This window comes from Streptomyces sp. JJ38 (assembly GCF_019303475.1).
GTDB lineage: Bacteria > Actinomycetota > Actinomycetes > Streptomycetales > Streptomycetaceae > Streptomyces.
This window is the reverse complement of sequence record NZ_JABLSI010000035.1, coordinates 1-25,305: the sequence shown is the minus strand read 5'-3', so window position 1 is coordinate 25,305 and position 25,305 is coordinate 1. Positions and strand designations below refer to the sequence as shown.

The window sequence follows — 25,305 nt, the reverse complement described above, 5'->3', positions numbered from 1 at the left end:
GAAACGCCACTCGTCCGAGTGTTTCCGCCACTGAATCACAGGCTGCTCCACCCCCGGTACACAGGGTCAGCAATAAATCTCATCTGTGACTCATGTCACAATTGAGGGTTCTGGGGGTGCGGATTTCCCCGCCGACGAGTGCCGTCGCACCCCTGTTCGGGGCGGTTGGTGCCGGTCCTAGGACCCGGCTGGTTCCCGGGCCCGATGCGCCCCGGCCCGGCGTCTCGCTAGCGTCGCCGACGTGTTTCCGACAGCAGCGCACCGCACCGATTCCGCCGCCGAGACCGCGCGGACGGCGTCCGCCGACCCCGCCGACGCCGCCGCCGTCCCCCATCCTGGAGGGGTGAACGAGGACCAGTTCCGAGCGGCCATGGCCCGGCTCGCCGCCGGCGTGGTGCTGGTGACGGCCTTCGACCCCGAGGAGGGGGCCCGGGGCGCCTACGTCGGGATGACGGCGACGGCCTTCCTCTCCGTCAGCCTCGACCCCCCGCTCGTCCTCCTCAGCGTCCGCACCGGTTCCCGGATGGACGAGCTGCTGGCCCGGCGCGAGCTGTGGGCCGCCAACCTGCTGGCCGAGAACCAGCGGCAGACGGCCGGGCGCTTCGCCATGAAGGGCCGGCTCAGCGACGAGCTGCTCTTCCGGGAGCTGCCGCACACCCGGGGCGACGTCGCCGAGGCCCCGCTCGTCCACGGCGCACTCGCCCACCTGGAGTGCCGTACCGAGCAGCGTGTCCCCGCGGGCGACCACACGCTGCTCGTGGCCCGCGTCCTGACGACGGGCGTACCCGGCGCCGACGGCAGCCCCCTCACCTACTTCCAGGGCCGCTACCGCACCCTGGGCTGAGCCGGGCGCCCGGGGCCGGGCCGGGGCCGCCGCCGGGGCGCGCGTTACGTTGGCGGGGTGGACGGAGGCGGGGGTGAGTACGCGGTGAGCGAGAGCACGGACCAGCCCGGGGACGAGCCGCGGGGCGCGCCCGGGGACGCGCCCGGTGCCGGGCCGGGGAGCGGGCCCGCGCGGGGGCTGTCCGCGCGGGACGAGGCCGTGCTCGCCGTCGAGCGGCGGGGCTGGCCGGGGCCGGGCGCGAAGGAGCGGGCGATACGCGAGCGGCTGGGTATGTCGCCGACGCGCTACTACCAGGTGCTCAACGCCCTGCTCGACGACCCCCGGGCCCTCGCCCACGACCCGGTGACGGTGAACCGGCTCCGGCGCGTCAGAGACGCGCAGCGGCGGCGCCGGTAGGGTCACGGGCATGGTCCGCTTCGACGCGCACACCATCACCCCCGCCGGACGCGCCGGTTTCGAGGCCATCCAGGCCGATCCGGGACGCTCGGTCGTCGCCTTCGACTTCGACGGCACCCTCGCCCCCATCGTCCCCGACCCGGCGGACGCCCGCCCCCACCCCGATGTGCTGCCCGCGCTGGTGCGGCTCGCGTCCCACGTGGCCGGGATCGCGGTCGTCACCGGGCGGCCCGCCGAGCTCGCGGTGCGGTACGGGGGCTTCGCGGACGTCCGCGGCCTGGAGGGCCTCACCGTCCTGGGCGGCTACGGCGCCGAGCGCTGGGACGCCGCCACCGGCGAGGTCTCCACGCCGCCCCCTGACCCCGACGTGGCCGCCGTCCGCGCCGAACTGCCCGACCTCCTCGGGGGCCTGGCCCTGCCCGAGGGCGTCACCGTCGAGGACAAGGGGCTGGCCCTCGCCGTCCACACCCGGCGGTCCGCCGATCCGGAGGGCGCGCTGGCCGTCCTGCGCGAGCCGCTGGCCGCTCTGGCCGAGCGGCACGGCCTGCATCTCGAACCGGGGCGCTGCGTCCTGGAGTTGCGTCCGCGCGGCATGGACAAGGGGCTGGCGCTCGCCGCCTACCTGGCGGAGCGGGACGCGGGCCCCGCCCTCTACGCGGGCGACGACCTGGGGGATCTGGCGGCCTTCGCCGCGCTGGATCGGCGGCGCGCCGAGGGACTGCCGGTGCTCCTGGTCAGCGCCGCTCCCGAGGTGCCCGCGCTGGCTTCCCGGGCCGACGTCGTCGTCCCGGGGCCGGAGGGCGTCGCCGCGCTGCTGCGCTCGCTCGCGGAGCCGTGGGCGGCGCCTACGCCTCTCTGAGCGCGCGGAGTTGGGCGAGGAACCAGGCGCGTGGCGGCAGCGCCGTCGCGGCGGCGGCCAACCGCTTGGTGGTCTCCGTGCGCGCCTCCGGGGCGACGGAGAGGGCCTCGTCCAGAGCCCGGGCCGTGGCGCCGACGTCGTAGGGGTTCACCAGCAGCGCGTCCTCGCCCAGTTCGGCGGCGGCCCCGGCCTCGCGGGAGAGGACGAGCGCGCAGCCGTGGTCGGAGACGACGGGCACCTCCTTGGCGACGAGGTTCATCCCGTCCCGGATCGGATTGACCAGGGCCACGTCCGCCAGCCGGTACGCGGCCAGCGAGCGGGCGAAGTCGTCCTCGACGTGCAGCACCACCGGCGTCCAGCCGGCCGTGCCGAACTCGGCGTTGATCGCGCCCGCGAGGCGGGAGACCTCCGCCGTGTAGTCGCGGTAGACGGCGAGGTCCTGCCGGGAGGGGTAGGCGAAGGCCACGTGCACCACCCGCTCCCGCCAGTGCGGGAACTCGGTCAGCAGCCTGCGGTAGGCGTGCAGGCCGCGCACGATGTTCTTCGACAGCTCGGTGCGGTCCACCCGGACGATCGTGCGGCGGCCCTCGCCGATCCGTTCGCGCAGCGCGGCCATCCGTTCCTCGACGTCCGCTCGGTGGGCGCGTTCGCGCAGGAAGGCGGCGTCCGCGCCCAGCCCGTGCACGCCGACGCGGGTTGTGCGGCCCTCGTGGGTGACCAGCAGCTCGTCGTCCGTCGCTCCCGCCGCCGGCTCCACCGTCGCGCCCAGGACGTCGGCGCAGCAGGAGGCGAACGCCTCGGCCCAGCGCCGGGTGAGGAACGCGGCGCGGTCGGCGCCGAGGATGCCGCGCAGCACGGCCGCGGCGGTCGCGTCGGGGAGGATCCGGTAGTACTCGGCTGGGGCCCAGGGGGTGTGCGAGAAGTGGCCGGTCCGCAGGTCCGGCCGCAGCCGGCGCAGCAACTCGGGGACGAGCGCCAGGTGGTAGTCCTGGACGAGGACGACGGCACCCTGGGCCGCCTCGTCGGCCAGCGCCCGGGCGAAGGCCGCGTTGTAGGCCTCGTAGGCGGCCCACCGCTCCTCGAAGCCGGTGTCGAACACCGGCTCCAGCGGCGTCTGGTAGAGCATGTGGTGGACGAACCAGAGCACCGAGTTGGCGATGCCGTTGTAGGCGTGGGCGAAGGTCTCGGCGGGGATGTCGAGCATCCGCACCCGCTGCCCGCCGGTGTCCTCCGCCGGCAGCAGGCCGTCGGTGCGCCGGGCCGCCGCCCGGTCGCCCTCGCCGAGCGCGGCGCACACCCACACGGCGTTCGTCCCGGGGCCGACGGCCGAGAGCCCGGAGACGAGGCCGCCGCCGCCGCGTCTCGCGCTGAGGGAGCCGTCCTCGGTGAGCGAGTAGGAGACCGGACCACGGTTGGAGGCGACCAGGACCTGGGACACGTGGGACACAGCGACCATGCGGCGAGCGTATCCGCATCGGCCGCCGTTCAAACGCCCGTGCGGTTCCCCGCCCCGCGCTTGGGAGGTCTGCGCCAGAGGCGCAGGGCTGGCAAGCGCAGCCCACGTCACCGGGCCCGGCCCGGGCAGGGGGGACTGCGCGAGCAGCCGCGGCGAACCTGCACCAGACGACGCTCGGGAAGGGGCACGGCCTGTGCTCGGCTGATCGGCCTGACAAGGCCTACGCGGCGTGGCGGGCGGCGGTGTACTCCGGGACAGTGCTCATCGGCGGCCGCTCCTCGGTGTCCACGGGATGGGTGCGGGGCACGAAGCCGCCGCCCTCCTCGCGGGCGAACTGGGTCAGCCCGGCGTGGGTGAGCGGCGCCCCCGCGATGCGCCGCTGGGCGGTGCGGTAGATGGCCGCCGCCATCCGGCCCAGGGCCTGGCCGTCCTGGTTGCGGTGCTTGCGGACGCCGACGTCGACCTGGGCGAGGGCGTCCAGCCCGACGGTGTGCAGGGAGTCCACCAGCAGGGCCAGCTCGACGCCGTAGCCGACGGGGAAGGGCAGCCGCTCAAGCAGCGAGCGCCGGGCGGCGTACTCCCCGCCGAGCGGCTGGACGAAACCGGCCAGCCGGGGCCAGTGCAAGTTGAGCACGGGCCGGGCCACCAACTCGGTGACGCGGCCACCGCCCGCCGGGCTGTCCCCGAGTGGCCGGTCGTACATCCCCTTGACGAGGTGCAGCTCCGGGTCGGTGAGCAGCGGGCCGACGATGCCGGAGACGAAGGTGGAGCGGAAGTCGCGCAGGTCGGCGTCGATGAAGCAGACGATCTCGCCGCTGGTGGCCAGGAGCGAGCGCCACAGGACCTCGCCCTTGCCGGACACGGTCGGCACCCGGGGCAGCAGCGAGTCCCGGTGGACGACCTTGGCCCCGGCCGCCGCCGCCACGTCCCCGGTGCGGTCGGTGGAGCCGGAGTCGAGCACCACGAGCTCGTCGACGAGGGGGACCTCCCGCGTCATGAGCTCGGTACGGATCGTGGTCACGATGTCGCCGACGGTCGCCTCCTCGTTGAGCGCGGGGAGCACGACGCTCACGCTGCCGTGCGCCCCCGCCGCCCGCTTGGCGGCGAGCAGCCGCGCGAGCGGTCGGTCCGCTGCGCTCCAGGAGCGCCGGTGCAGCCAGCTCTCGACCTCGTTCAGCACGTATCCGCCTCCAGCGATCAGCCGCGAACGCCTGCGTCTCGCGGTTCGGACGACCCGATCCACCCTCACGGCCGTCGGTTACAGTCTTGAACAGCGCACGTGACCTCCGCATGTCGGGGCACGTCGCGGACGGACCCGGCGCCCACCGGCGCCACCGACAAACACGCCGCCCGGCGTCATAGAGCTCATCCAGAGGGGCAGAGGGAACGGCCCGTAGAAGCCCCGGCAACCCTCCCGCGCGCGATTGCGTCATTCCGGTTCATTCCGGAGGCGAAGGCCGCCGTGGGGAAGGTGCCAATTCCGTCCCATGGCGAGAGCCGTCGTGGGGAAGATGAGGAGAAAGGGCCTCGCCTCCATGGCCGTGAACACGGTTGCAAGCACCGAATCCGACTCCGCCGCCGCTGCCGGCGCCGCCGACACGGGCGTCTCGCTCGGCCCCGCCGTGGCGCTGTCCTGTCGCGAGTGCGGCGAGCGCACTCCGCTGGGCCCCAGCTTCGCCTGCGTGGCCTGTTTCGGCCCGCTCGAGATCGCCTACGAGCTGCCCAAGGGCGACGCCGAGGCGCTGCGCCGGCAGATCGAGGCCGGTCCCGACAACATCTGGCGGTACGCGCCGCTGCTGCCCGTCCCCGCCGACGTCGCCGCCAAGCCGAACCTGAACCCGGGCTTCACCAAGCTCGTGCGCGCCGACAACCTGGCGAAGGAGCTGGGCGTCACCGGTGAGCTGCACGTCAAGGACGACTCCGGCAACCCGACGCACTCCTTCAAGGACCGCGTCGTGGCCATCGCCGTCGAGGCCGCCCGCGCCTTCGGCTTCACCACGCTCTCCTGCTCGTCCACCGGCAACCTGGCCGGTGCGGTCGGCGCCGCCGCGGCCCGCGCGGGGCTGCGCTCGTGTGTGTTCATCCCGCACGACCTGGAGCAGGGCAAGGTCGTCATGGCCGCCGTGTACGGGGGCGACCTCGTGGGCATCGAGGGCACCTACGACGACGTCAACCGGTTCTGCAGCGAGCTGATCGGTGACCCGGCCGGTGAGGGCTGGGGCTTCGTCAACGTCAATCTGCGCCCGTACTACGCGGAGGGCTCCAAGACGCTCGCGTACGAGATCTGCGAGCAGCTCGGCTGGCGGCTGCCGGACCAGATCGTCGTCCCGATCGCCTCAGGGTCCCAGCTCACCAAGATCGACAAGGGGCTGCGGGAGCTGGTCGAGCTGGGCCTCGTCGAGGACCGGCCGTACAAGATCTTCGGCGCCCAGGCCGAGGGCTGCTCCCCGGTCTCCCAGGCGTTCAAGGGCGGCCACGACGTCGTCCGCCCCGTGCGGCCGGACACCATCGCCAAGTCGCTCGCCATCGGCAACCCCGCCGACGGCCCGTACGTGCTCGACATCGCCCGCCGCACCGGCGGCGCGGTGGAGGACGTGACGGACGAGCAGGTCGTCGACGCGATCAAGCTGCTGGCCCGCACCGAGGGCGTCTTCGCGGAGACGGCGGGCGGCGTGACCGTCGGCGTCACCCGCAAGCTGATCGAGAACGGCCTGCTCGACCCGGCGCTGACCACCGTCGTCCTCAACACCGGCGATGGCCTGAAGACGCTGGACGCCGTCGCGCCGACGACCGGCCCGAGCGCCGTCATCCGCCCCTCGCTGGACGCCTTCCGCGCCGCCGGCCTGGCGTGAGCCGCGCCCCGCGGCCCGTCTGACCCACGCCCTTACGACTCGGGTACCCGGGACCCGGTACCCACGACTCGCGAAAGTGATCCCATCATGAGCGTCAACGTCCGCATTCCCACGATCCTGCGCACCTACACGGGCGGCCAGGCCGAGGTCACCGCCGAGGGCGCCACCCTCGGCGAGGTGCTGGCCGACCTGGAGAAGAACCACGCCGGCATCAGCGCCCGGGTGCTGGACGACACGGGCAAGCTGCGCCGCTTCGTGAACGTGTACGTCAACGACGACGACGTCCGCTTCGCGGAGGGCCTCGCGACGCCGACCCCGGACGGTGTGGGCGTCTCCATCATCCCCGCCGTGGCCGGCGGCGCGGTCTGAGCGCCCACGGTTCCTCCGGCGGGCCGCCCTGACGGTTCGTCAATTCGCCATCAGCGTAAGTTCGTTGCGGCTCCGCCCCGTCCTCGGGGCGGAGCCGCGGCGCGTTCACGGCCCTCCGAGGCGGCGGAAGCGGTCATTCCGGCTTCCGCGAAGCGGTAGAGTGGGTTTCGAAACCCCCCGACAACACCCCGCATGACGGAGATTCATGCGGGAAGTTCTGCGTGCCCACGGAAAGTGGCGCAGAAAGTTATGTCCGGTTGGCTCCCGCTATGTCCGGCCGGATCTGTCCCGTTTCACCGGTGTATGTCTGACATCGGGTGATTGGGTCTCCGTGGATTTCTCGTCTGATTGACCTGTTGCACAGGGCGTTCGTCCAGATACATTCAGCGGCGGTCGACGCGTTCCGGCGCACAGCACCCTCGCGACCCAGGGGGTGGACTCTGACCCGGGTCCGCGGAGTGCGGGCTCGTGCAAAGGGCCAGTAATAGGGGAGTTAGGAATGGCTCAGGGCACCGTCAAGTGGTTCAACGCGGAGAAGGGCTACGGCTTCATCGCGGTCGACGGTGGTGCGGACGTGTTCGTCCACTACAGCGCGATCCAGATGGACGGCTACCGCACCCTTGAGGAAGGGCAGCGGGTCGAGTTCGAGATCTCGCAGGGTCAGAAGGGGCCGCAGGCGGACATGGTCCGCCTGACCGCCTGAGCGAAGACCGTCTACGCCACCTCCCGAAGGGCCCGGCCATGCCGGGCCCTTCGGGCTTTCCGTGCGCGTGCGCCGCGCTCCGCCGTCGGCGGTCCGGCCGTGTGATCCCGGTCGCCCCGGGGGTCCGGGAGGCCGGGACTTCCGGCCGGGGGCGGGGCCCGGGCGCTTGCACTCACAGGGGGCGAGTGCTAATCATGGGGCTTAGCACTCTGCACATGAGAGTGACAACGTAGGACCGGTTCGGTGAGGTCCGTGCGGCCCGGCGTGAAGGAACGCCAGGTCGTGCAGGCCGTCCGTCGCGGGCGCCAGCGCGGTCCTGAAGCACTCCACCCCAGTCCTGGGAGGACCACTTCACATGGCCAAGATCATCGCGTTCGACGAGGAGGCGCGGCGCGGCCTCGAACGCGGCATGAACCAGCTCGCCGACGCCGTCAAGGTCACGCTTGGCCCCAAGGGTCGCAACGTCGTGCTGGAGAAGAAGTGGGGCGCCCCCACGATCACCAACGACGGTGTCTCCATCGCCAAGGAGATCGAGCTCGAGGACGCCTACGAGAAGATCGGCGCCGAGCTCGTCAAGGAGGTCGCGAAGAAGACGGACGACGTCGCCGGTGACGGCACGACGACCGCTACCGTCCTCGCCCAGGCGCTGGTCCGCGAGGGTCTGCGCAACGTGGCCGCCGGCGCCAACCCGATGGCTCTGAAGCGCGGTATCGAGGCCGCCACCGAGGCCGTCTCCGCCGCGCTGCTGGAGCAGGCCAAGGACGTGGAGACGAAGGAGCAGATCGCCTCCACCGCCTCCATCTCCGCCGCGGACGTCCAGATCGGCGAGCTGATCGCCGAGGCCATGGACAAGGTCGGCAAGGAAGGCGTCATCACCGTCGAGGAGTCCCAGACCTTCGGTCTGGAGCTGGAGCTCACCGAGGGTATGCGCTTCGACAAGGGCTACATCTCGGCGTACTTCGCGACCGACATGGAGCGTATGGAGACCGTCTACGACGACCCGTACATCCTGATCGCGAACTCCAAGATCGGCAACGTCAAGGAGCTGCTGCCGCTCCTGGAGAAGGTCATGCAGTCGGGCAAGCCGCTGCTGATCATCGCCGAGGACGTCGAGGGCGAGGCCCTGTCCACGCTGATCGTCAACAAGATCCGCGGCACCTTCAAGTCCGTCGCCGTCAAGGCCCCGGGCTTCGGCGACCGTCGCAAGGCCATGCTCGGCGACATCGCCATCCTCACCGGTGGCCAGGTCATCTCCGAGGAGGTCGGCCTCAAGCTGGAGAACGCCGGTCTCGAGCTGCTCGGCCGCGCCCGCAAGGTCGTCGTCACCAAGGACGAGACCACCATCGTCGACGGTGCCGGCGAGAGCGAGCAGGTCCAGGGCCGGGTCAACCAGATCCGCGCCGAGATCGAGAACTCCGACTCGGACTACGACCGCGAGAAGCTCCAGGAGCGCCTCGCCAAGCTGGCCGGCGGCGTGGCCGTCATCAAGGCCGGCGCCGCCACCGAGGTGGAGCTCAAGGAGCGCAAGCACCGCATCGAGGACGCGGTGCGCAACGCCAAGGCCGCCGTCGAGGAGGGCATCGTCGCCGGTGGTGGCGTGGCCCTGCTCCAGGCCTCCAGCGTCTTCGAGAAGCTGGAGCTGGAGGGCGACGAGGCCACCGGTGCCGCCGCCGTCAAGCTGGCCCTGGAGGCCCCGCTCAAGCAGATCGCGGTCAACGCCGGTCTCGAGGGCGGCGTCATCGTGGAGAAGGTGCGCAACCTCTCCGTGGGCCACGGCCTGAACGCCGCCACGGGCGAGTACGTCGACATGATCGCCGAGGGCATCATCGACCCCGCCAAGGTGACCCGTTCCGCGCTGCAGAACGCCGCGTCGATCGCCGCGCTGTTCCTCACCACCGAGGCCGTCATCGCCGACAAGCCGGAGAAGGCCGCCGCCGGTGGCGCGCCGGACCCGACCGGTGGCATGGGCGGCATGGACTTCTGATCCGAACGGATCGGCGGTTCCCGCCGGGGCGCCCAGCGCCCCGGCCCGGGGCGGCTCTCCCCTCCACGGGGGGAGCCGCCCTTTTCCTGTCCCGCTCTTCCCCTGGCTCCCTCCCGGCCCTCTCGCCCGTACCGCGCCCCCGTCCGCCCGCGATGGCCGCGCGACGCACCGCATCGGGCATACCGCGGCATACCTGTGAGAATCAGCACGTCCGACGTCCCTGTTCAGCGCGCGCGAACGCTGGTTAACCTCCCGTGAACCGCACGGCCACGTACGCGACCCGTACCGCCGCCGTCGGAACGGAACCATCCGATCCACCCGACTCACGAGGACGGGACGCACCACCCCCATGAGCACGCTCAACGCCCACATCGTCGACTTCAACGACGACTTCTGGACGTACCTGCTGATCCCGCTCATCGCGATCGCGGGCCTCTACTTCACCCTCCGCTCCCGGGGCGCCCAGCTCCGCCTGGTCCCGGACATGCTGCGGGTCTTCAAGGGCAAGCGCTCGGACGGGGTGACCCCCTTCGGCGCCTTCACCATCTCCGCCGCCGCCCGCATCGGCACGGGCAACGTCGCCGGCGTGGCCGCGGCCATCACCCTCGGCGGGCCCGGCGCCGTCTTCTGGATGTGGATGATGGCCCTCGTCGGCGCCGCCTCCGCGTTCGTCGAGTCCGTCCTCGCCCAGCTGTACAAGGCGCGCGGCAAGGAGCCCGGCACCTACCGCGGCGGCCCCGCCTACTACATGCAGCGCGCCCTCGGGAAGCGCTGGCTCGGCGTCCTGTTCGCCGTCCTGGTCACCCTGACCTTCGGCTTCGTGCTGACCGCCGTGCAGTCCAACACCATCGCCGTCGCGGTCGAGGGCTCGCTCGGTGGCGTCGAGTCCGGCTGGTTCACCCCGGTGCTCGGCCTCGGACTGGCCGGCCTGCTCGCCCTCGCCGTCTTCTTCGGCGTCAAGCGCCTGGCGAAGGTCACCAGCACGCTGGTCCCGGCGATGGCGGTCCTCTACCTGATCCTCGGCACGGTCATCGTCGCCCTCAACGCGAGCCAGATCCCCGGCATGCTGGGCGACATCGTCGGCGGCGCCTTCGGGCTCCGCGAGGCCGCCGGAGGCGCGATCGGCACCGCGATCCTCCAGGGTGTGCGCCGGGGCATGTTCTCCAACGAGGCCGGCATGGGCTCCGCCCCGAACGCCGCCGCCTCCGCCGAGACCTCGCACCCCGTCAAGCAGGGCCTCGTGCAGACCTTCGGCGTCTACTTCGACACCCTCGTCGTCTGCACCATGACCGCGTTCGTCGTGCTGAGCGCCAACCCGTCCCTCGCCGAGCGCGGCGGGGCCGACGTCACCCAGTCCGCGTTCGCCGCCACCCTCGGCGACTGGGGCGCGCACGCGCTCACCCTCATCGTCTTCATGCTGGCCTTCAGCTCGATGATCGGTAACTACTACTACGGCGAGTCCAACATCCAGTTCATGACCGACTCCCGGTCCGTCATGACCGGCTACCGCGTCGTGGTCCTGGCCTGCGCCGTGCTCGGCGCCATGGGCTCGGTCAGCATCGTGTGGAGCCTGGCCGACATCACCATGGGCGCGATGGCCCTGGTCAACCTGCTGTCGATCCTGCCGCTGTCGGCCGTCGCCTTCAAGCTGCTGCGCGACTACCAGCAGCAGCGGCAGGCCGGGCTCGACCCCGTCTTCACCCGCGACCGGATCCCCGGCCTGCGCGGCGTCGAGTGCTGGTCCCCCGAGTCCGTCGCCGGGGCCGAGCCCGTCGCCCAGCCCGCCCCGGGGAAGGCGGCCGCCGCCACGCGGAACTGAGGCCGCCGGCCGGCCTGCGCCGAACGCGAGCACACGTAGCCAGTGCGGTTTGTGTACACATTCCGCACTGGCTACAAGTGCTCTGTGCGTGACGTCGTCCGGGTCGGGCACCTGAGCGAGGTGTACCGGGAGCGGTGACGCGGGGTACGCCGTCCGGCGGATTCGTGTGGCCGCGCTCGACGCTTCGGCGGAGGGTTGGCGTACCCGGGTGCGCTGGACGGAACGCACCCGCCCCGAGGCGTGAGGGCACCCATGCGCACATCCACCCCCGCCCTGGCCGACCGCCAGGAGGCCCACTTCCTGGCCTCCCTCCGAGCCCAGGCCCCGGCGCCCGAACGGCACGCGCTGTGGCTCGGCCTCGTCGCCGTCGCGTTCACCGCCGTCCAGCTCGCCCTCGTCGTGCCGGGGCTCGGGCTCGGCTGGGACGAGACGGTCTACGTCAGCCAGAGCGGCCCCGACGCCACCCGGGCCTTCTTCAGCGCGCCCCGGGCCCGCGGCATCAGCTACCTCGTCACCCCCGTCACCGCGGTGACCTCCTCCGTCACGGCTGTGCGGATCTACCTGGCCCTCCTCGCCGGAGGCGCGCTGTTCCTCGCCCTGTGGGTCTGGCGCGCCCTCCTGCCCGCCCCGGTCCTCGCCCTCGCCGGGGGCCTGTTCGCCTCGCTGTGGATCACCCTCTTCTACGGCCCGCAGATCATGCCCAACCTGTGGGTGGCCTTCGCGGCCCTGGCCACCGTCGGCTGTTTCCTGCGCGCCGTCGAGGCCGAGCCGGGACGCGACCCCCGCGCCCTCCTCGGCCTCGGCCTCGGCATCGCCTGCGTCGCCCTGTTCCGTCCCGGGGACGCCGCCTGGCTCGGCCTCCCGCTCGTCCTCGCCGCGCTCGCGGTGCCGGGCTGGCGGCGCCCGCTGCCGCTCGCCGTGCTCGGCTCGGGCGCCGTGCTCGGCGCCGCACAGTGGCTGGTCGAGGCCCACGTCTCCTACGGCGGCGTCCTCACCCGGCTGGACCGGGCCGGGGAGATCCAGGGCGGACTCGGCTGGAACCTCGCCGTCGACGACCAGGTCCGCGCCCTCGCCGGTCGCTCGCTGTGCCGCCCGTGCGACATCGGCTGGGAGCACCCGGTGACCGCCCTCTGGTTCCTCCTGCTCCCGCTTCCGCTGATCGCCGGGCTCGCCGTCGCCGTCCGGCTCCGGCTGCTGGCCCCCGTGCTGCTGGCGACCCTCACCGGGCTGTCCGTCGCCGTGCCCTACCTGTTCCTCATCGACTACGCCGCCCCGCGCTTCCTGCTGCCCGCCTACGCCCTGCTCGCCCTGCCCGTCGCCCTGTGCCTCGTCCGGTTGTGCACCGGGCCGTCGCGCTGGCGTCCGCTGCTCGCGGGGCTTGTCGTGGCGGGGCTTCTGGGGCACGTGGCGGTGCAGTACGGGGTGCTGCGCGGTTCTGTGGACCGCAGCGGGCGGGCGGCCCGGGAGATCGCCGACGTCGCCGCCGAGCTCGGTCGTCTCGGCGTCCGGCCGCCCTGTGTCATCTCGGGGCACGACGCCGTCCGCGTCGCCTACCAGGCCGGTTGCGCCTCACGCCAGCTCGCCGGGCACGACGGCAGCATCACCCCCGCCGGCCTGCGCGCGGCGGCGGATCGCCAAGCGGTGGCGGTGCTCGTCGCGGGCGACCGACGGCCCCCGTCCGTCGCCCGGACCTGGACGGAGCATCCGCTCCCGGACCGGCCGGTCAGCCGGAACTACCGGGCCTACGTCGCTCCGTGAGCCCGGTGGGCCGGGCCTGGGTCAGACGCTGGCCTGGGGTCAGACGCGGGCCTGGGTCAGACGGAGGGCGGCCACACCGGCCGGTGCTCCGCCGGGACGGCCGCGAGCGCCGCGCCGGGCGTGGGGTAGCAGTGGAAGACGTGGCGGGTGCCGGTCAGCGTGAGCATGCGCAACACCCGGTTCCCGACGGCCGCGAGCAGGAGCTGACCGCCCAGCCGGCGGCACAGCCAGTTGAGGGACAGCAGGCAGTTCAGCCCGCGCGAGTCGCAGAAGCCGAGCGCCGTCAGGTCCAGCACGAGGTGGTGGTGGCCCGCGTCGACGAGCGTCCCGGCGTGCTCCTGGAGCTGCCGCTCGGTGGAGACGTCGAGCTTGCCCGCGACCCGCACCAGCGCGCAGCCCTCGGTCTGCACGACATCCGTCAGGCTGATGCTGTCCGTGTCGCTGTACATCCCGCTCTTCGCCTCCCCTCGTGCTCTCGTCGGCCGGACTCATCGTAAACCGTTGCAGGACGGCAAACATCGTCGCGGGCGCCGAGAAGCCGACTCCGGTTGTCGCCGGGACGGACCGGACGGCCCGCGGGGGTGTGCCGTACCCGCCCGCCCCACACCCCCGCTTCCCGCGACCGTTCCGCTTCCAGCATGCCCCGATCCTGGCCGCCCCTCATCTTCAGACGCCCCGCCCGCCGCCGACGTTCCCCGCCGCCCCGCCCGGTGCGGGTGCCACGGGCGCCTCCACGGCCCCGAACGCGTCGATCACGTCGAACGCGTCCCGGAAGCCGCGGAGCCCGTCCGCCAGCGCGGAGCGCGCCGAGGGCGCCATCGCGTCGAGCACCCGGGAGAGCACCTCCTCCCGGCGTACCCGCAGATCGCGCAGGAACGCCTTGCCCTCGCCCGTCAGCCGCAGCTCCAGCTCCCGCCGGCTCACCTGGCTCACCGAGCGCTCCACGAAGCCGATCGCCTCCAGCCGGTCGCACAGCCGGCTCACGGACGACGGACCCGCCCCGAGCAGCGTCCCCAGCTGGCGCAGGTTGACGCCCTCCTCACGGTCCAGGCTGTACAGCACCCGCAGCTGCGCGGTGGACACCGGCGACGAGGACACCGCGTCCCGGCCCCGCTCCCACACCACCTCCAGCAGCTCCACCACCTCCGCCGCGAGCCGGGCGGCATCGCCGCGGCGACCGTGAGGGCGTACGGGGTTCGGACCCATCGAGCAGTGCACTCCGAATCAGCGTCGACGGCACGGGTTCTGGCGCGGTCCACCCACCATAGGTCCGCGCCGCCACCCACCCCGCCGCGTGCCGACGCACACCCCGCCGCCTACCCCGCACGGCGGGGTGCACCCCGCCCGTTCGCGTGACGGGTGGGCAGCCGAGTGGGCACGAGCCTCGCGTACGGGCACGCGAGCCCGGGGACGGCCCGCGAGCCCGGGGACGGCACGCGAGCCCGGGGACGGCCCGCCGCCGTCGTCCATGGGCGTCGTCACACTCGTCGGGCGAAGCCGCACTCGTCCGGCCGGTCCTCGAGGTCCCCCCGGCGGTCGTAGGGGTCGGTCAGCTCGTCTCCCGGCTCGGCCTGGTCGCCTTCGCCGTACCAGGTGAACTCCGGTTCGATGTATCCGGGAGCCGCGTCACACCTGCTGTTCGTGATGTCGGCGATGTCGTACAGGATCCACAGCCTGCCCTCGGTCCCGGTCCACTCGCCCAGCTCGCCGACGTGCACCTCCAGCACCCGGCGGACCAGCGAACGGTCCACGGCATGCGGGGGGTCGGCCTTCGTCACCGGGTAGACGAAGCTGTAGTCGGCACGGATCACGGCGGACCCGTCGTCCCCCTCCTCGACGGTCATCCGGCCGCGCACCTTGATCACCTCACCGGCGAGCTCCACCTCGTCCGGGTCGAACCGGGGGAACCACCACACGGGGTTGTCCTCCTCGGTCGGGTTCTCCAACGCGCGGCGCATGCCGTCGAGCACGTCCTCCTGCAGGGGGTCGATCAGCGCGAGGGCGTCCTCGGGATGGCCGCCCCGGAGGACCTCCCGGTCGAGGTGCGAGGCGACGAGGAACTCCTTGGTCAGCACCAGCGACGACGCGATCGTCTCCTTCGACGTCCTCCCGACGGCCTCCGCCTCCGGCAGAACGATCCCCTCGGCGCCCTCCGCCCATTGCTTCGCCGGCGAACCGGCGAACGGGTCGTCCAGCGTGGGACGCTCGGGGTAGCCGTACTGCGGGGCAGTCGTGGGCGCCGCGGACTCGGCGGCCAGGGGAGCCGACGCGCCGTCACCGTCGCCCGGGGGCCCGACCTGTCCGTCCAGCCAGACGTATCCGGTGCCCAGGGCGGCGAGCGCGAGCGCTCCGGCGACCCACCGCCCGGCCCGCCACGCGGGGCCGTTCCGCCAGCCTCCGGGCCGCGGCGCGGCCGTCCCGTCGGGCGGCGAGGCCTCGTGGCCGGGGTTCTCGATGGGCGGCGGAGCGGCAGTCATACGGTCTTCCTCGGGGATCATGGTGTTGAACCGCACGAACGCTAGATCGCCGAGAACACGGACCGTAGTGGACACGACAACGAACTCGTAACGCCCGCACCGCCGTCAGCGGGCGTCCGCCACATCGCACGGATGGGGAAGCGGCGCGCGCGCCGGGCCGTTCCCGATATAGGACTTGAACCATGACGACCACACGCGACGAGTCCGCCCCCGGAGCGCCGTTCCCGCTTCCGCAGGCCGACTACCTGGCCACCCTCCCCAAGGCCACCATCTACGCCTGCGTCTTCCTCACCGACGAGCGGGGCCGCGTCGTCCAGCTCCGCTCCGTCTTCCGGGACCGGCCCTGGCAGCTGCCCGGCGGCAACATGGATGCCGGGGAGGACCCGTTCAGGGCCGCCGTCCGCGAGACGTACGAGGAGACCGGGCTGCGGGTCGACCGGCCCTGCCCGCTCCTGCTCATGCACTACGTGCGCTCCGAGGCCCCGGACGCGCCGCTGGCCAAGGTCGGCTTCTGCTTCGACGGCGGCACCCTCACCGACCGCCAGATCGCCGGCATCCGGCTGGACCCGGCCGAGCACGACCGCTGCGCCGTCGAGGACTGGGCCACCTGGGAGCGCCTGATGCCCCCCGACGGCTACCGGCGCGTCGCCGCCATGGCCGAGGCCCGCCGCACCGGCCGCGCCGGGCTGCTCGTCACCGAACCCGCCACCGCCACCGGCGCTTGACCCTCACACGGTGTCAGGCCGTCTGCTGAGGACGTCATGTTCAGCATCGGAGACTTCGCCAAGCACGGCAGCGTGTCGGTACGCATGCTGCGCCACTACGACGCGGTGGGGCTGCTGCGCCCCGCCCGCGTCGACCCGCACAGCGGCTATCGGTACTACGGCGCCGCCCAGCTGTCCCGCCTCAACCGCATCATCGCGCTCAAGGACCTCGGATTCACCCTGGAACAGGTCCGCGTGGTGCTCGACGAGGAGGTGGAGCCGGGCGAGCTGCGCGGCATGCTGCGGCTGCGCCGTGCCGAGCTCGCGGCGGCCATGGCCGCGGACGCGGCCCGGCTCACGCAGGTCGAGGCGAGGCTCCTGACGATCGAGAGCGAGGGAACCATGTCGTCCCAGGACATCGTGATCAAGCGGGTGCCCGCCGTCCGGGTGGCGGAGCTGACGGCCACGGCCGAAGGCTTCGGGCCCGCCCACATCAGCCCCGTCATCCAGCCGCTCTACCGCGAGCTCTTCCGCCGCCTCGCCGCCGCCGGCATCGCCCCGGTCGGCCCGGGGGTGGCCTACTACGAGCCCCTAAAGGGCGGTGCCGTCACCGTGCACGCCGGGGTGCAGGTGGCCGTCGAGCCGGACGCCGCCCACGACTTCACCGTCGTCACCCTGCCCGAGCTGGAGTCCGCCGCCACGCTCGTGCACCACGGCTCGATGGACGGCGTCATGCCGAGCGTGCAGGCCCTGGCCCGGTGGATCGAGGCCAACGGCTACCGCACGACCGCCCCGCCGCGCGAGGTCTACCTCTCCGCCGACGGCGACCCCTCGACCTGGGTCACCGAGCTCCAGGAGCCGGTCGTCCGGGAGCCGGCCGTCCAGGCCTAGGCCGGGGCCCGTGCCGACGGTGCCGGACAGCCCTCGTCCGATCCGCGGCCCCGCACGATCGGGCGGAATGTTCCGGAATGGTTCGGTGTTTACCGCTACGGGAGCGTTGATCCTCCCATGACCTGCGAAAGCACAAGGAAATGAGCCGATGAGCACCGTAGCCCTGACCGCCGCCGACTTCGAGAAGACCGTCACCGACAACGACATCGTCTTCGTGGACTTCTGGGCCGCCTGGTGCGGGCCGTGCCGTATGTTCGCCCCCGTCTACGAGAAGGCGTCGGAGGTCCACCCGGACATCGTCTTCGGCAAGGTCGACACCGAGGCGGAGAAGGCCCTGGCCGCTGCGGCCGACATCGCCTCGATCCCGACCCTGATGGCCTTTCGCGAGGGGATTCTCGTCTTCTCCCAGCCCGGCGCCCTGCCGCCCCAGGCGCTGGAACAGGTCGTCACGGGTGTCCGCGGGCTCGACATGGACGAGGTACGCGCGTCCCTCGCCGCCCAGAGCCCGGGGCGGTGACCACCGTCGGTCCACGGCCGCTCCTCTGAGAGCACGTCATGGCCCAACTCCCCACCGAGCGGGTACGGTCGGTCGCCAACCGGCGGTCAGGTTCGCTCCACGTCCCCGGACGGCCGTAGGGGTACCCACCAGACGAGATGGGTACCCCCGTCCTCCGGGCTGCCCGCCCGCATGGCCCCACCGAGCTGGTGCGCGCGTTCCTCCATGTTGCGCAGCCCGCTTCGTCGGCCCCCGGGCGCGATGCCCGCACCGTTGTCGGTGACGGTGAGCCGGACCAGCCTGCCGTCGGTCTCGAGCGCTACCTCGGCGCGGTCGGCGCGGGCGTGACGGGCGATGTTCGTCAGGGACTCGGACAGGACGGCCATGACGTGGTCGGCCGTCGCCCGGGGAACATGCGTGTCGAGCAGGCCCTCCATACGGACGCCGGGGGCGAAGCCCAGCACGGGTGCCGCTTCGTCGACCGCCCGCACCACTCGCGCCCGGAGGGCCGACGCCGCGTCGTCGCCCCGAGAGCGCAGGCCGAAGATCGTCGACCTGATGATCTTGATGGTCTCGTCGAGATCGCCCACCGCCCGCAGCACCCGCTCCGAAGCCGCCTCGTGTTCGATCACGCGGCCTGCGCTCTGCAGCGTCATCCCGGTGGCGAACAGCCGCTGGATCGCCAGGTCGTGCAGGTCGCGGGCGATCCGGTCGCGGTCTTCCAGCAACGCGATCTGTTCGGCGTCCTTGCGGCGCTCTGCCAGCTCCATGGCGACGGCCGCCTGCGCGGCGAAGACCTGGAGGGACTCCGTCTCCTGCTCGGTGAACTCGTGCCGGCCCGTCTCGCTGGCCAGCAGGACCACGCCGCGTACACCCCCGCTCGAACCGATGGGCGCGGCCACCGCCGGGCCGAGGCCGCCCAGATCCGCGGGAGAGCCAGCCGATACGCGCTCGTCCTTGGACATGTCCGGCGTGCTCACCGGGGTGCCCTGGACGAAGACCTGGCCGACGAGGCTGCCCTCCGCGGGCAGCACCATGCCGCTCAGCGCCTCGGCCCCCTGCCCGATCGCCAGCTCCACGGCAAGCGTGTCGGTGCCCGGTACCGGCACGGCGATCACCCCGAGAGCGGCCGACGTGATCTCCCGCGCCCGCTCAGCGATCAGCGCCAGCACGTCACGCTGGCCGGCGCCCGACATCAGGGTGTGCGTGATCTCCGCGTTCGCCTGGAGCCAGCGTTCCCGCAGCCGTGACTCCTCGTACAGCCGCGCGTTGTCGATGGCCACACCCGCCGCCACGGCCAGGGTGGCCAGCACCGACTCGTCCTCCTCGTCGAACTGGAACCCATCCCGCTTCTCGGTCAGATACAGATTGCCGAAGACGTGGTCGCGCACCCGGATGGGGACGCCGAGGAAGGTGTTCATCGGCGGATGGTGCCGGGGGAACCCGTAGGAGGCGGGGTGCTCGGAGAGCTTCGGCAGGCGCAGCGGCTCGGGATGGCGGATGAGTTCGCCGAGGATGCCGTGTCCTTCGGGGAAGTCGCCTATGCGCTCGATCCGTTCCTCGTCTATGCCCACCGTGTAGAAGGCGGACAGACGCCTGCCGTCCGGGCCGATCACCCCGAGCGCCGCGTACTCGGCGTCCACCAGGGCCGCCGCCGCTTCGACGATGCTGTGCAGCACTTCTTCCAGATTCAGCTCACGCCCGACGGACAGCACGGCCTCCAGGAGACTGTGCACCCGGTCCCGGGTGCCGCGGGCCGCGTCCAGGCGGGCCTGCAACTCCTCCAGCAGCTCATCCAGCCGCAGTTGCGGCAGCCGTACACGCGCCGCTTCTCCCGCCCCTTCCGAGCTTCGCACCGCTGATCCTCCATGCCCGCGCGCCTTCCGGCAGTCGTGCCGCCGCGGGTCACGGTAGCGGTTCGGATCAAAGGGACATGCGGCGGACCGGAGGCCGCGGGACGGGAGGCTGCCGGTGGCGGTCGGGTCACCCCACCGGATGACGAGGAGGGACGGGACGACCGCGGTCCGGGGTGCGCCCGGGCGACGGCGCCCGCCACGACCGTCCTGAGGTAGGTGGGCAGATAGACGGAGAAGGCCACATGGCCGCCGAACGTGACCGCGTACGGTGCGGAAGCCTGCCAGGTGATGGGCAGCCTCGCCGTGGTGGTCAGACGGTGGCTGAGCGACTCGGCCGGTGCCAGGCGGCCGGGCGCGTCGGACAGCAGGACCGCGGCGGGTGACGGCGGGGCTTGGGCCGTCGGTCCCTGCCGTCGGGCGGTCGGCCCCGGGGCGGGCGGGCCCAGCGGCCCCTCGCAGGAGTGGGGCCGGTCGGCCCTACTCCGTGGCCACGGCGCCGGGGACGATGAACCGATGGTCCGGAACGACACCTTTCGCGCACTCGACCGGCAGGTATGTCTGCGCCTCCTGGCCAAGGTGCCGATCGGCCGCGTGGTCTACACCCAGCAGGCACTGCCCGCGATTCTCCCCGTCAACTTCTCGATGGACTCGGACGCTTCCGTCCTGTTCCACACGGTGCCGGGCTCCGACCTCATCAGGGCCGTCGACGGCGCCGTGGTCGCCTTCGAGGCGGACGAGTTCGACGTGGCCACCCGGTCCGGTTGGAGCGTGGTCGTCACCGGGCGGGCCACCGTGGTGACCGATCCCGCCGCGCACGCGCGGCTGTCGAGGGCCGACCCGCTGCCCTGGACGCCCCTGGGAGGTGGGGCCGGGGTGTTCGTGCGCGTCGAGTCGGAAGTCGTCACCGGGCGGGGGGTCGGAGGGGCTCACGGCCTGTGGTGACCTCACCCGGAGCGGCTCCATCGGTGCACGGGGCGCCGACAGCGCGAAGAGGGTGTGCCCGGCCGATCGGAGAGGCCGGGCCGGACACACCCACCGAACCGGGGCCGCCTCCCGTACGCGCTGGGCCCGCGGCAGCCGAGACGGGGGGACTACGCCGCCTGGCGGGCACACCACGCGGTCGCATGGGCGGGCGTCCGCGGTTCGGTCGGCAACCAGCATGCGTTGTCCGCACCAGGCGGGTCTTCGGCTGACCGGCCCTCAACACCAGGGCCGATGGGCCCTGTTGCACCTGATGCGCCTGGGCCGGAATTCCGCCCTCCCCTGCTGTTCCAGCTACACGCTCTCAGCGCCTTCCTCCTCTTCGCGGTCTGGCCGTCTACCGGCGGCGCGGTGTGCCGGCCGGGGCGCCCACGCGCCGGACCTGACCGCCCGGACCGAACGGCCGAGCCCGGATCCGATCCGGCACGATCGCGCCCCGTGGCTCAGGCGCCTTCCTGCCGGAGCCGGTCCCGGGCCTGGGTGGCGATGACCGCGGCCTGGACACGGCGTTCGACGCCCAGTTTCGCCAGTAGCCGGGAGATGTGGTTCTTGACCGTCTTCTCGGCGAGGTACAGCCGCTGACCGATCTGGCGGTTGGTCAGCCCTTCACCGATCAGGTCCAGGATCTCCCGTTCCCGGTCCGTCAGCCCCGGCAACGTCTCAGGTTCGGGATCCGGCTGCTGGTTCTGGCGCAGCCGGGCCATCAGCCGGGCGGCCGCGCTCGGGTCGAGCATGGACTGCCCCCGGGCGATCGTTCGGACCGCCGACACCAGATCCGAACCATGGATCTGCTTCAGGACGTACCCGGCCGCCCCCGCCATGACCGAGTCCAGCAGGGCCTCCTCGTCGTCGAACGACGTCAGCATCAGGCAGGCCAGCTCCGGCATCCGCGAGCGCAGCTCCCGGCAGACCGTCACGCCGTCCCCGTCGGGCAGGCGGACGTCCAGGACGGCCACGTGCGGACGTAGGGCGGGGACCCGCACCAGAGCCTGTTCGACCGTGGCGGCCTCGCCCACGACGGTGATGTCGGGTTCGTCGTCCAGCATGTCGTGCACGCCGCGCCGTACGACCTCGTGGTCGTCCAGCAGGAAGACCCGGATCGGGGTGTGCAGAGCGGGGGGCTGGCCGTCCGCCATCGAGTGCTCCTTGTTCTGTCGGCCACTTCCGGGCACCGGACTCGGACCGCTGAGCGAAGCCCGTCGGCGCCCTTCCGTAGATGCTCCGCCACCGAGGGCCGAAGGGCCAGGGCCGGTCGGCCCCACTCCGGGCGCCGCTCCCTCGGCGGCCGGGCCGCGACCGGGCGCCGAGGGAGCGGCCGCGCCCGGTCGTGGCGAACCCGCGGCCCCCGCGGAGACAGGGCCGGACGCGGGTCGTTCGTGGCGCCGAGCGTCCCCCCGAACGCGGCCCGGTCCGGGACGGTCGGGGCACAGATCCCCGGGCCGTTCGTCCCTTCATCGCCCAGCGCCCCCGGAACCGGGCTGAAACGCGGAAGGTGCCTGCTACACACAAGAGACGCCGCCCGACATGACGTGTTGCGGCACCGACCCCCCGCCCTCAGCCAGGGAGGCTTCATGCTGTCCGTGGAATCCGCCGCCGTGGTGCGTACCACCCTGCCTGCCGTGACCCGCGCGCTCGACGAGATCACGACCGTCTTCTACCGCGAGATGTTCCACGACCGGCCAGAGCTTTTGGACGGGATGTTCAACCGCGGCAATCAGGCCAGCGGCGCCCAGAGCCGCGCCCTGGCCGGCTCGGTCGCCGGGTTCGCGGCGGCCCTGCTGGGCGACCCCGAAACCCGCCCGGACGTGCTGCTGGAACGTGTCGCGCACAAGCACGCCGCTGTCGGGGTCACGGACGACCAGTACGCGATCGTGCACAAGTACCTGTTCGGCGCCATGGCCGAGGTACTCGGCGACGCCGTCACGCCGACGGTGTCCGCGGCCTGGGACGAGGTGTACTGGCTCATGGCCAATGCCCTGATGAGCCGTGAGGCCCGCCTCTATCAGGAGGCCGGTGTCGAGCCCGGCGAGGTGTGGCGGCGGTGGACGGTCGCCGAGCGCCGCGCCGAGACCTCCGACGTGGTCTCCTTCGTGCTCCGGCCGGCCGACGGTCTGCCCGCGCCGCGGGCACGGGCGGGCCAGTACGTCAGCGTGCGTGTCCTGATGTCCGACGGAGTGCACCAGCTGCGTCAGTACAGCCTGTCCTCAGACCCAGGCGGCGACACCCGTCGCATCACCGTGAAGCGGGTCACGGGAACGGCCGGGGCGCCGGACGGCGAGGTGTCCAACCTGCTGCACGACCACGTCCACGAGGGTGACCAGCTGACGCTCTCCGCCCCCTTCGGGGATGTCTTCCTCGATGACCCCGCCGACGCCGCCACTCCCGTGGTCCTGATCTCGGCGGGCATCGGCGGCACCCCCATGTGCGGCATCCTCGCCCACCTGGCCGGCATCGGCGCCACCCGCCCGGTCCTCGTCCTGCACGCCGACCGCTCCCCGGCCGACCACGCGCTGCGCGCCGAGACGAGCGAGCTGACCCGCCGACTGCCGGCGGCCACGGCCGTCTTCTGGTACGAGAGGGCGAGCTGGGAGGACCCCGCGGCCCGCGCCGGCCTGATGGATCTCGACGGCATCGAACTGCCCGAGGGCGCCCTCGTCTTCCTGTGCGGGCCGCTGCCGTTCATGCGCGACGTACGGGGACGGCTGTTGCGTTCCGGCGTTCCGGCGCGGCGGATCCGCTACGAGGTCTTCGGCCCCGACCTGTGGCTTCCCGGCCCGTCGGCATGACGCGCGGGTCCGACGGGCCTCCGCCAGCGGGCCCGGAGCGCTGGAGAAACGGGGGTGATGGTCTTCCCGCCACCGAGCCGCGTACCGGCATCGGCCGAAGGCCCGGCGGAGGCCGGTCACCGCCGTGCCGCGTCCACGGCGGGTCGGAGGTGCCCGTGCGCCTCGGCCAGGTGGCGGGCGGCCGTCGCGGCGTCGGCCCCGGTCAGCAGCATGAGCAGGGCGGGCTTGACCTCGCCCGAGGTGGCGGCGAGCGCGGCCTCGATGGCCTCGTCGTCGGCGTCCGTGGCCAGGGCCAGGATGCGCCGGGAGCGGGCGTGCAGCTTGGCGTTCGAGGCCCGGACGTCGACCATCAGGTTCCCGTAGGTCTTGCCCAGCCGGATCATCGTGACCGTCGAGATCATGTTGAGGACGAGTTTCTGCGCGGTGCCCGCCTTCAACCGGGTCGAGCCGGTGATGAGTTCGGGGCCGGTGACGATCTCGACGCCGTGCTCGGCCGCCGCGGCCAGCGGGGAGCCCGCGTTGCAGGCCAGCCCGACCGTCAGCGCCCCCAGGGCGCGGGCGTGCTCCACGGCACCGAGGGCGTACGGCGTGCGGCCGGAGGCGGAGACGCCGACGACGGTGTCCGCGGCCGTGAGCTTCAGCTCGTCCAGGTCGGCGACGGCCAGCTCGGGCCGGTCCTCGGCGCCCTCGGTCGGCGTCGCGAAGGCGGCCAGGCCACCGGCCACCAGCCCGACGACCTCACCGGGCGCCGTGTTGAACGTCGGCGGGCACTCGCTCGCGTCCAGCACCCCGAGCCGCCCCGCGGTACCGGCCCCGGCGTAGACCAGGCGCCCTCCGTCGGACATGCGCAGGGCGACGGCGTCGATGGCGGCGGCGAGCTGCGGCAGGCTCGCGGCCACCGCGGCGGGGATCCCGGCGTCCTCGCCGTTCATCAGAGCGCAGATCTCCAGGGTGGGCAGCCTGTCGATCTCGGCCAGCTCGGGGCGGAACGCCTCGGTGGTGAGCACGTCGAGCTGTCGGCGCAGCTCGCGGTCGGAGGTCATGCGGCTCAGGGCTCTTTCTGTGCGGCGGCGGGCTGGGGGACGAACGCTGATGCGGCGTCGGATCAGCGGTGCGGGGGCGTGTGACGGTGGGCCAGCGCCTCGTAGGAGGCGGCCAACGCGGGCGCGGCGGTGTCGTAGGTGCGCTGGGCGACGCCCACGAACAGGCAGTCCACCACGAGGAGCTGGCTCGTCCGGCTCGACATGGCCGCCGGGCGCAGTTCGCTCTCGCGTGCGGTGGACGTCGTCAGCACGTGGTCCGCGTACTGGGTGGCCTCGGCGTCCGGACGCCCGGTGATCGCCACCGTCGTCGCCCCGTGCTCGAAGGCGACCCGCAGCGGCTCGATGACGTCGACGGTGCGGCCCGAGTGCGTGATGGCGATGGCCACGTCCCCGGGGCGGAGCTGGACGGCGTTGGTGACCGCGAGATGCGGGTCGGCGTGCGCGTGGGCGAGCAGCCCGATGCGCAGCAGCTTCTGCACCAGATCCTGGGCGACGAGGCCGGAGGCCCCGCTGCCGTAGACGTCGATCCTGCGGGCGGCGGCGAGCGCCGTGACCGCAGCCTCCACCTGCGCCGGGTCGAGCGTGACGGCGGTGTCGGCGAGGGTCTGCTGCTCCTCGCGGGCGAGCTTGGCGATGACGTCGCCGATCGGGTCGTCCACCGCGATGTCCGCGGTGACGGCCGGCGCCGCCCCGGAGGCCTGCTGGGCCGCCAGCCCGGCGAGCGCGAGCCGCAGGTCCCGGTACCCCGGATAGCCCAGCACCCGGGACGTGCGCACGACGGTCGCCTCGCTCGTGCCGGTCCGCTCGGCGAGCCCGGTCACCGTCAGTGTGGCGCAGCCCGCCGGATCGCCCGCCACCGCCTCGGCGACGCGCTGCATGGACCGCGTCATGCTCGGGCCCAGCGTGCGCACCTTCGCCGCGAGCGCCGCCGGATCGGGCCGCTGCGCGTCCCCGCCCCGGCCCGCGGCCCGTCCCCCGCCGCGTGCGCCGCCTCCGCCCGGCGCACCGCCTCCGCCGGGCGCACCGCCTCC

General features: G+C 72.9%; 23 protein-coding genes, 1 pseudogene and 1 riboswitch. Of the genes and pseudogenes, 14 read left to right on the top strand and 10 right to left on the bottom strand.

All coding sequences use genetic code 11. The features are described from left to right. The first annotated feature begins 241 nt into the window (after positions 1-241). The 3 genes from HPT28_RS18880 (at position 242) to otsB (ending at position 2,099) form a co-directional block, all read left to right on the top strand. On the top strand, positions 242-844 hold the full coding sequence (locus HPT28_RS18880) for a flavin reductase family protein (protein ID WP_308119358.1): 603 nt from the start codon (positions 242-244) through the stop codon (positions 842-844). A 177-nt stretch (positions 845-1,021) separates the two neighbouring features. Next, complete coding sequence (locus HPT28_RS18875) at positions 1,022-1,240, top strand: DUF3263 domain-containing protein (protein WP_219092384.1); 219 nt, start codon at positions 1,022-1,024, stop codon at positions 1,238-1,240. Between the two features lie 10 nt (positions 1,241-1,250). Then, positions 1,251-2,099: a trehalose-phosphatase gene (gene otsB / locus HPT28_RS18870; protein WP_219092317.1), complete on the top strand. Its 849-nt coding sequence runs from the start codon at positions 1,251-1,253 to the stop codon at positions 2,097-2,099. Here otsB and HPT28_RS18865 read toward each other — a convergent pair. Both HPT28_RS18865 and HPT28_RS18860 read right to left on the bottom strand, forming a co-directional pair. After that, the gene (locus HPT28_RS18865) at positions 2,086-3,555 is read right to left on the bottom strand and encodes a trehalose-6-phosphate synthase (protein WP_219092316.1); all 1,470 of its coding nucleotides are present in this window, start codon (positions 3,553-3,555) and stop codon (positions 2,086-2,088) included. The two genes, otsB and HPT28_RS18865, sit on opposite strands and share 14 nt — an antisense overlap. A 220-nt stretch (positions 3,556-3,775) precedes the next feature. Beyond that, positions 3,776-4,735, bottom strand: coding sequence for a glucosyl-3-phosphoglycerate synthase (locus HPT28_RS18860; protein WP_219092315.1), 960 nt, complete (start codon positions 4,733-4,735; stop codon positions 3,776-3,778). 182 nt (positions 4,736-4,917) lie between these two features. Continuing rightward, a riboswitch (SAM riboswitch) is annotated at positions 4,918-5,073 on the top strand. A 17-nt stretch (positions 5,074-5,090) separates the two neighbouring features. On the opposite strand from HPT28_RS18860, the gene thrC reads away from it, so the two are divergent. The 6 genes from thrC to HPT28_RS18830 all read left to right on the top strand — a co-directional run bounded on the left by thrC (position 5,091) and on the right by HPT28_RS18830 (position 13,040). Further along, positions 5,091-6,407: a threonine synthase gene (gene thrC / locus HPT28_RS18855; protein WP_257578910.1), complete on the top strand. Its 1,317-nt coding sequence runs from the start codon at positions 5,091-5,093 to the stop codon at positions 6,405-6,407. A gap of 87 nt (positions 6,408-6,494) precedes the next feature. Further along, a complete protein-coding gene (locus tag HPT28_RS18850) occupies positions 6,495-6,776 on the top strand; it encodes a MoaD/ThiS family protein (protein WP_219092313.1) in 282 nt (93 codons plus the stop codon). A gap of 499 nt (positions 6,777-7,275) precedes the next feature. Further along, complete coding sequence (locus HPT28_RS18845; protein ID WP_219092312.1) at positions 7,276-7,479, top strand: cold-shock protein; 204 nt, start codon at positions 7,276-7,278, stop codon at positions 7,477-7,479. A gap of 355 nt (positions 7,480-7,834) precedes the next feature. Then, on the top strand, positions 7,835-9,463 hold the full coding sequence (groL, locus tag HPT28_RS18840) for a chaperonin GroEL (RefSeq protein ID WP_219092311.1): 1,629 nt from the start codon (positions 7,835-7,837) through the stop codon (positions 9,461-9,463). A 349-nt stretch (positions 9,464-9,812) separates the two neighbouring features. After that, positions 9,813-11,282 (top strand): sodium:alanine symporter family protein, encoded by a 1,470-nt coding sequence (locus tag HPT28_RS18835; protein WP_219092310.1) that lies wholly within the window; start codon positions 9,813-9,815, stop codon positions 11,280-11,282. 252 nt (positions 11,283-11,534) lie between these two features. Further along, positions 11,535-13,040 carry a hypothetical protein gene (locus HPT28_RS18830; RefSeq protein WP_257578909.1) on the top strand — a complete coding sequence of 502 codons (1,506 nt, stop codon included), beginning with the start codon at positions 11,535-11,537 and terminating at the stop codon, positions 13,038-13,040. Between the two features lie 56 nt (positions 13,041-13,096). Here HPT28_RS18830 and HPT28_RS18825 read toward each other — a convergent pair whose 3' ends face one another. The 3 genes from HPT28_RS18825 to HPT28_RS18815 form a co-directional block, all read right to left on the bottom strand. Further along, on the bottom strand, positions 13,097-13,489 hold the full coding sequence (locus HPT28_RS18825) for an STAS domain-containing protein (RefSeq protein ID WP_219092309.1): 393 nt from the start codon (positions 13,487-13,489) through the stop codon (positions 13,097-13,099). A 217-nt stretch (positions 13,490-13,706) separates the two neighbouring features. Next, positions 13,707-14,246, bottom strand: a complete 540-nt coding sequence (locus HPT28_RS18820) for a MarR family winged helix-turn-helix transcriptional regulator (protein WP_219092308.1) — start codon at positions 14,244-14,246, stop codon at positions 13,707-13,709. Between the two features lie 272 nt (positions 14,247-14,518). Further along, positions 14,519-15,517 (bottom strand): hypothetical protein, encoded by a 999-nt coding sequence (locus HPT28_RS18815; RefSeq protein WP_219092307.1) that lies wholly within the window; start codon positions 15,515-15,517, stop codon positions 14,519-14,521. A 182-nt stretch (positions 15,518-15,699) separates the two neighbouring features. Here HPT28_RS18815 and HPT28_RS18810 point away from each other — a divergent pair, with 182 nt between their 5' ends. The 3 genes from HPT28_RS18810 to trxA all read left to right on the top strand — a co-directional run bounded on the left by HPT28_RS18810 (position 15,700) and on the right by trxA (position 17,629). After that, entirely contained in the window at positions 15,700-16,242 is a 543-nt protein-coding gene (locus HPT28_RS18810; protein WP_219092306.1) for an NUDIX domain-containing protein, read from the top strand. Between the two features lie 36 nt (positions 16,243-16,278). Beyond that, on the top strand, positions 16,279-17,112 hold the full coding sequence (locus tag HPT28_RS18805) for a MerR family transcriptional regulator (RefSeq protein WP_219092305.1): 834 nt from the start codon (positions 16,279-16,281) through the stop codon (positions 17,110-17,112). 148 nt (positions 17,113-17,260) lie between these two features. Then, a complete protein-coding gene (trxA, locus tag HPT28_RS18800) occupies positions 17,261-17,629 on the top strand; it encodes a thioredoxin (RefSeq protein ID WP_219092304.1) in 369 nt (122 codons plus the stop codon). An 86-nt stretch (positions 17,630-17,715) separates the two neighbouring features. Here the strand turns inward: trxA and HPT28_RS18795 are convergent, their stop codons facing one another. Both HPT28_RS18795 and HPT28_RS27480 read right to left on the bottom strand, forming a co-directional pair. Beyond that, positions 17,716-19,464 carry a GAF domain-containing protein gene (locus HPT28_RS18795; RefSeq protein ID WP_219092303.1) on the bottom strand — a complete coding sequence of 583 codons (1,749 nt, stop codon included), beginning with the start codon at positions 19,462-19,464 and terminating at the stop codon, positions 17,716-17,718. Between the two features lie 203 nt (positions 19,465-19,667). Next, a pseudogene (locus tag HPT28_RS27480) lies at positions 19,668-19,841 on the bottom strand (MFS transporter); the annotation flags it as partial. A 136-nt stretch (positions 19,842-19,977) separates the two neighbouring features. Between HPT28_RS27480 and HPT28_RS18790 the strand changes: the two are divergent. Further along, on the top strand, positions 19,978-20,406 hold the full coding sequence (locus HPT28_RS18790) for a pyridoxamine 5'-phosphate oxidase family protein (protein ID WP_219092302.1): 429 nt from the start codon (positions 19,978-19,980) through the stop codon (positions 20,404-20,406). Between the two features lie 482 nt (positions 20,407-20,888). Here the strand turns inward: HPT28_RS18790 and HPT28_RS18785 are convergent, their stop codons facing one another. Then, positions 20,889-21,581 carry a response regulator transcription factor gene (locus HPT28_RS18785; RefSeq protein WP_219092301.1) on the bottom strand — a complete coding sequence of 231 codons (693 nt, stop codon included), beginning with the start codon at positions 21,579-21,581 and terminating at the stop codon, positions 20,889-20,891. Between the two features lie 435 nt (positions 21,582-22,016). On the opposite strand from HPT28_RS18785, the gene HPT28_RS18780 reads away from it, so the two are divergent. Then, complete coding sequence (locus tag HPT28_RS18780) at positions 22,017-23,231, top strand: globin domain-containing protein (RefSeq protein ID WP_219092300.1); 1,215 nt, start codon at positions 22,017-22,019, stop codon at positions 23,229-23,231. A gap of 116 nt (positions 23,232-23,347) precedes the next feature. Here HPT28_RS18780 and murQ read toward each other — a convergent pair whose 3' ends face one another. Together murQ and HPT28_RS18770 are read right to left on the bottom strand one after the other, a co-directional pair. Next, a complete protein-coding gene (murQ, locus tag HPT28_RS18775) occupies positions 23,348-24,274 on the bottom strand; it encodes an N-acetylmuramic acid 6-phosphate etherase (RefSeq protein WP_219092299.1) in 927 nt (308 codons plus the stop codon). Positions 24,275-24,336: 62 nt separating this feature from the next. Beyond that, entirely contained in the window at positions 24,337-25,185 is an 849-nt protein-coding gene (locus HPT28_RS18770; RefSeq protein ID WP_308119366.1) for a MurR/RpiR family transcriptional regulator, read from the bottom strand. Between the last annotated feature and the right edge of the window lie 120 nt (positions 25,186-25,305).